The following is a 5134-nucleotide window of genomic DNA, read 5'->3' as shown; positions in this document are numbered from 1 at the left end:
GGCGGTCATGACCATCAGCCAGATCGTGGCGCGGGGGCTGATCGAGCGGGGTGTGCCGGGCGCCATCGTGAACGTGTCGAGCCAGTCGTCCAGTGTGGGGTTGCCGGACCACGCGACCTACTGCGCCTCGAAAGGGGCACTCGATCAACTCACCCGCGTGATGGCGATTGAGCTGGGGCCGCGCGGCATCCGGGTCAACGCGGTCAATCCCACCGTGACCCTGACGCCGATGGGCGTGATGGCCTGGTCCGACCCGGCCAAAAGTGGGCCGATGCTTGAGCGCAACCCACTGGGCCGCTTCGCCCAGCCGCTCGACGTGGCGCAGGCGGTGGCGTACCTGCTGAGCGACGCGGCGGGTATGGTCAACGGCGTGACGCTGCCGGTGGACGGGGGATTTTTGGCGTCGTGAGCGGGAGTAGTCTTCAAGTAGGTGAGCTGATGAAACGAGAAGAAGATCTGGAACACGTCGAGAAGCCCGTCAGAAAGCAGAATGGCGCCGCGATATTCGACGCCCTGACCGCTTTCGAAGGCCCGATTGAGCGAGATCAACCGACCATGCAGCAGGAACGCGAGGCGCCGATTGACACTACCGCCCCGCCCTCGCAAACGCCCCGCCAGTGATCTACGGTGATTCTGCGGCTGCCAGAAGTCTTTGAACGACAGGATCAGCAGAAGTACGCAGTTCTGTTCTCATAGTGTCGGAAAGTTCATCGCGGGCCGCCACCAGGCGGGGAAGCAGCACATCACCGCCGAGAATAGCCAGAATTTGATTGTCAGAGCTGGAATAATCTATAGCAATCTCGATATCTACCAACAGTTCTCTGGGCGCCGGGACAGCCCGGAAAATAGGTAGACCTTGCTGCAATCTTTTGCGTACTAATCCAAAATCCGGAAATAGGTTGTGCATTTTGGTAGACTCTTCGATATAATCACCGAACACAAATAGGTCAGGATGTAATGTCAGCAAATGATCACCATACTGGTCGTGGTCATCGAAGTCATTGAGGTAAAAGCCGACAACGCCAGGATTGATGTGTCCCGCCTTGTCAAAAAACAGAACACCACGAGCGTTAGTCTTACCGTCCACTTCAAACGTATGGTCATTGTAGTAAGCATAGACGAGTCCACTGGCTGTCATACCCGCATGTACGTATACCGTTCCCCAGCTCGTACAGTGCTCCAGACTCAAAGATTCCATAACGACCAGCGCCCCGTCTCCACTGTTATCGTCATAGTTACCGTTGATGGTCAGGTTGCCGAATACGATGACATACTCTGTGCTCAAAATACTGGCATCGATCGTCACGTCTCCGTCGGCAACGCGCCAGGAGTCCGGGCCACTCTCCAGCAGGTAGAGGGCCTGTGTCCCCGGAGGCAAGTCAGCCTTCACCCGGTCTATATCCGCCTGGGTCGCGGGGCGCAGCGGCACAACGGCACTGAATTCACTTTGCTCCAGCGGCGGCATGGATGAGTCAGACATGTAAAGCAGTATATCCGCCTTCGTCGATGGCGGCACATCGGCAAGGCCAGAATTCGCCACCCGCTCAGCCATCTGCCAGGGCGATTTGATGCTGGAACTGGACTCGCGGCTGCGCGGGCATCTGGGACTGTGAAGCGGCGGGAAAGTCGCTTGGCCCGACAAGACCAGAGCATATTCACGGAGGTCAGGATGTCTAAACCCGGCACTATGCAACTCGGCCTAATGGTCAAGGCACCTGAGACGGCGATTGCCATTTACGTCGCCATTGCCAGGGAACGAAACGCCGAGGTCGCCCCTGAAGATATCGTGGTGCAAGACGCGCAGGACCGCTGGGTGGTGTTTCAGGTGCTGGGCGGCGGACAGGGCGACTGGATGGACATGGAGCGCGGCGGTGGGCGACTGGAATTGACCATCATGAAAAGAGATGGCGCCGTTGTTGCCGCGCACTACTCGCGCTGAGCACCAAAGACCAGTGCGCCCGACTCAGCGCCCCCGCCGCGCCGCCACCCACACGCCCATCACCTGCGCGGCGCACTCCTCCAGCAGTTCGGCTGCGCGGGCCTGACTTTCGGCCAGGCTCAGCGGCCCCGGTGCCAGGGCGAAAGCGGCGCTCAGCTCCGGCCAGGGCGTGTGCAGGTCCACCGACCCGGCCAGCGCGATGACCGGCAGGCCAGCAGCGTGCGCCAGCTCGACCAGTACGCCGACGACCTTGCCGTGCCGGGACTGCTCGTCCAGGCGGCCCTCGCCGGTCAGCAGCAGGTCGTAGGTGCCGGACGCGGTGGCCGCTTCCAGCCCAATCGAGCGGGCGATCTGGGCCGCGCCGCTAACCAACTCCGCGCCGAGCAGCGCGTGCAGGCTGCCGGACGTGCCGCCCGCCGCTCCGGCACCCGGCAGATTGTGGAGGCGGATGCCGGTCTGGGCCTGAATCACGTCGGCCAGGCGGGAAAGGGCCGCTTCAAGCACGTCCACCTCATCCGGCGTCGCGCCCTTCTGCGGGCCGAACAGAGCGGCGGCGCCCTGGGGTCCGGTCAAGGGCGTCTGCACGTCGCAGGCGAGGCGCCAACTCACGGTTCTGGCTTGCGGCAACACGCTCCCGTCGTCGATGCGGGCGAGATCGAGCAGGGCGGCGCCGCCTGGAGGCAGCTCGTCACCGTCCACATCTAAAAAACAGAAACCCAGGGCGCTCAGCAGTCCGGCGCCGCCGTCGCTGGTGGCGCTGCCGCCCAGGCAGAGGGTGATCTCGCCGCCGGGGGCCAGTTCGAGGAGCGCCGAGCGCAGCAATTCGCCGGTTCCGAAGGTGGACGCGCTCAGGGGTCGGCGGTCCTCCGGGGCCATTAGGGTCAGGCCGGAGGCGAGCGCGAGTTCGGCGATGGCGCGGTGGCGGTCTGCCGAAATGAGATACCGGCCCGGCGTCGGATGGCCGAGCGGGCCAGTGACGGTCAGCTCTCGCACCGTGAAGCCGTGGACGCGGCCCAGAATATCGAGGCTGCCCTCGCCGCCGTCGGCCATCGGGAATTCGGCGCAGATGGCGTCCGGCACGGCCCGGCGCACGCCACGGGCAATGGCGGCGCAGGCCAGGTCAGCAGGTAAGCTGCCTTTGAAGGTGTCGGGGGCGATGAGGACCGAGAGGGGCATGGGGAGACTGTAGCCGTAAACGTTTGGGTTCAGCCACACGCTCGCCTGTCAAACTGAAGCCATGAGCCGCGCCGAGAAAACCACCGTCAGCTTGACCGCGCCGCTGCTGAAGTTCCTGACGGAATACCAGGAGCGCCACCGCCTGAGCGAAAGCGAGGTGATTGAAGAGGCGTTGAACGCGCTCCGCGAAGTTGAACTCGCACGCGCTTACCGGGAGTCGGGAGCGGAGCTGGAGGCCGATCCGCTTTTTGATTTGGAATCGGGACATGGCCTTATACGAGATGATGGAACGGCTAGTTAACTTCTGGCACGTCAGCAAGGCCTGCATCCGCCGCCGCCTGAGCCGCCTGCCGGGCGACCTGATGAACGAGTTGGACGAGCGCTTGAGGGGGCATCTGGGATTGTGAAGTGAATGGAGAGGCGGGAAACCGCCTGGCACGAGCTAGAGCTGAGGCGAAGGGAGTAGCGCAGCGAGCAGAACAACGCCCAGCCCGGTGAGTCCACTTGGAGAATGAACGCCGGAGCTGGGCTGGGCTGACTGATAAAACACTGGGGCATGTGGTCAAGGCCGCACTGATCGAGTATTCGAGAAAAGCAGGCAAGCTTCAACCACAATAATTTGTTACTCTGAAAGAATCTTTTCTTCGTAAAATTAGATATTTATCGCCGGTAATCTTGTCCTTGCCATACGTGTAATCTGTTGTAAATGTTTTGACACATTTTTCCAAGGACATAGGGAAACTAGCATCCTGTATGTTTCCATTGATGCTTCGGTATCCAAAAATCAAAACGACCAGTAGAAAACATCCCGACAATGTAATTAGTCGATTTCTAGATCTTTGCATGGTGTAAACTTCTGGGACTAGAAGCTACTTGGCCAGGCGGAGCTGTACACATTGCTAGCCACCAGTGTATTACCACTTGCCTGGGGCTGAGAAGCGTAGGCCCTAGACACTACACGCAGTCTGCCAGATTTTACCGCTGCTTTGACATTACGTGCAGCACCTTCATCGCGATAAGCAGCGGGAAAGTTGATTGCTAGAGTTTCGTTCCCGATATTACGTCCCACGGAGTTGTTGTAGAAATCCATTTGCTCGCCGATAGAACTAGGAATCCTAGTGGCACTACCGTACTCATGTGCGTTAGCCCAAGCTTGAGCCTGAGCATAACCAACATTCATCGTCATACAAGCGTTCCAGGTTCCATGTCTAATGGCATCCCGCTCGTTGTCTGTTGTAACTGATTGCCAACCCGCAAATTGACTAGAGAAGAAGTGGGCTACACCTCCAGCAGCAAGAACTGCCGCACATTGAGATGCAGATTGATTGCATAGAGTTTTCTCCTGTGGATTCAAGTCTTTGATCTGAGTAGCTATGTCACCGTAAACAATCTGAGCAGTGATTTGGGTGGAGGGGTATTTCGTCACATTGTTATTAACGATTTGAATAAAATCTGCTTCCGTCGCTCCGCCTAAAACCTGACGCTCCCTATACTCCTCGTAAGAAGCAGAGATGCCCTTTGAATTTAAACGGCTTAATAGGTCTGTAGCCGAAGTAGCGTTTTGAAGATCGATCTGCGCCACCGGTGTAACCGCTCTTTGTTCTCCGCAAGCACTCAAAATCAAGGTCAACGATCCTAAAACCATTAGTTTACCGTATTTCATATTCCTCTCCTTTTCACCAAACCCAGCGCTTCAACTCATCGTAGAAATCCGGCTGACACTGTCAGGTGAGTCCACCTAGTCAGCTTCTACACAAAGCTGAATACAACACCTTTCTACAATTATTTGCCAACGATTAGGTGAATTCTATTGCATAATCCTCATAAGTTGAGTTTTCCGTCACTCACGCCTGCATCCCCTTCCCTGCTCCCGGCTGTCTGTTCGCCCAGGCGGGGGGCTTGGGCGCAAAGCGGCTGAGGATGGTGGCCTGGTCATACGCCAGGTAGCAGCGGCTCCAGGGGAAGGTGGCGTTGAGTACCCGCAAAGCGTCGCTGCTGCCCAGGCCCTTTTCGAGCTGG

The 5134-nt window shown here is 58.5% G+C and carries 8 protein-coding genes; 5 read left to right on the top strand and 3 right to left on the bottom strand.

Going from position 1 to position 5134, the window contains the following annotated elements:
• Together Q0R23_RS00250 and Q0R23_RS00245 are read left to right on the top strand one after the other, a co-directional pair.
• Nucleotides 1-409 (top strand): SDR family oxidoreductase (locus Q0R23_RS00250; protein WP_293909049.1); only part of this gene is annotated, 409 nt, incomplete at its 5' end.
• Between the two features lie 29 nt (nucleotides 410-438).
• Nucleotides 439-621 carry a hypothetical protein gene (locus Q0R23_RS00245; protein WP_293909047.1) on the top strand — a complete coding sequence of 61 codons (183 nt, stop codon included), beginning with the start codon at nucleotides 439-441 and terminating at the stop codon, nucleotides 619-621.
• 1 nt (nucleotide 622) lies between these two features.
• Here the strand turns inward: Q0R23_RS00245 and Q0R23_RS00240 are convergent, their stop codons facing one another.
• On the bottom strand, nucleotides 623-1480 hold the full coding sequence (locus tag Q0R23_RS00240; protein WP_293909045.1) for a hypothetical protein: 858 nt from the start codon (nucleotides 1478-1480) through the stop codon (nucleotides 623-625).
• A 207-nt stretch (nucleotides 1481-1687) separates the two neighbouring features.
• Between Q0R23_RS00240 and Q0R23_RS00235 the strand changes: the two genes are divergently transcribed.
• A complete protein-coding gene (locus Q0R23_RS00235; protein WP_293909043.1) occupies nucleotides 1688-1939 on the top strand; it encodes a hypothetical protein in 252 nt (83 codons plus the stop codon).
• A gap of 24 nt (nucleotides 1940-1963) precedes the next feature.
• Here the strand turns inward: Q0R23_RS00235 and Q0R23_RS00230 are convergent, their stop codons facing one another.
• Complete coding sequence (locus Q0R23_RS00230) at nucleotides 1964-3115, bottom strand: glycerate kinase (RefSeq protein WP_293909041.1); 1152 nt, start codon at nucleotides 3113-3115, stop codon at nucleotides 1964-1966.
• Between the two features lie 61 nt (nucleotides 3116-3176).
• Here Q0R23_RS00230 and Q0R23_RS00225 point away from each other — a divergent pair, with 61 nt between their 5' ends.
• Nucleotides 3177-3416, top strand: a complete 240-nt coding sequence (locus tag Q0R23_RS00225) for a hypothetical protein (protein ID WP_293909039.1) — start codon at nucleotides 3177-3179, stop codon at nucleotides 3414-3416.
• Nucleotides 3400-3522, top strand: a complete 123-nt coding sequence (locus Q0R23_RS00220; protein WP_293909037.1) for a hypothetical protein — start codon at nucleotides 3400-3402, stop codon at nucleotides 3520-3522. The genes Q0R23_RS00225 and Q0R23_RS00220 overlap by 17 nt, the downstream gene beginning before the upstream one ends.
• Before the next feature lie 455 nt (nucleotides 3523-3977).
• On the opposite strand, the gene Q0R23_RS00215 is transcribed toward Q0R23_RS00220, so the two are convergent.
• Complete coding sequence (locus Q0R23_RS00215; RefSeq protein ID WP_293909035.1) at nucleotides 3978-4778, bottom strand: hypothetical protein; 801 nt, start codon at nucleotides 4776-4778, stop codon at nucleotides 3978-3980.
• Between the last annotated feature and the right edge of the window lie 356 nt (nucleotides 4779-5134).

It is taken from the genome of Deinococcus sp. (assembly GCF_025362455.1).
In the GTDB taxonomy this organism is placed as follows: Bacteria; Deinococcota; Deinococci; order Deinococcales; family Deinococcaceae; genus Deinococcus.
Note: the sequence above shows the minus strand (reverse complement) of the source record. Positions and strands in the feature narration are given on the sequence as shown.

What these genes read in the sequence shown, in the direction of transcription:
- Q0R23_RS00245 (WP_293909047.1), top strand. Translation starts at nt 439, where the DNA reads ATGAAACGAGAAGAAGATCTGGAACACGTCGAGAAGCCCGTCAGAAAG.
- Q0R23_RS00240 (WP_293909045.1), bottom strand. Translation starts at nt 1,480, where the DNA reads ATGTCTGACTCATCCATGCCGCCGCTGGAGCAAAGTGAATTCAGTGCC.
- Q0R23_RS00235 (WP_293909043.1), top strand. Translation starts at nt 1,688, where the DNA reads ATGCAACTCGGCCTAATGGTCAAGGCACCTGAGACGGCGATTGCCATT.
- Q0R23_RS00230 (WP_293909041.1), bottom strand. Translation starts at nt 3,115, where the DNA reads ATGCCCCTCTCGGTCCTCATCGCCCCCGACACCTTCAAAGGCAGCTTA.
- Q0R23_RS00225 (WP_293909039.1), top strand. Translation starts at nt 3,177, where the DNA reads ATGAGCCGCGCCGAGAAAACCACCGTCAGCTTGACCGCGCCGCTGCTG.
- Q0R23_RS00220 (WP_293909037.1), top strand. Translation starts at nt 3,400, where the DNA reads ATGGAACGGCTAGTTAACTTCTGGCACGTCAGCAAGGCCTGCATCCGC.
- Q0R23_RS00215 (WP_293909035.1), bottom strand. Translation starts at nt 4,778, where the DNA reads ATGAAATACGGTAAACTAATGGTTTTAGGATCGTTGACCTTGATTTTG.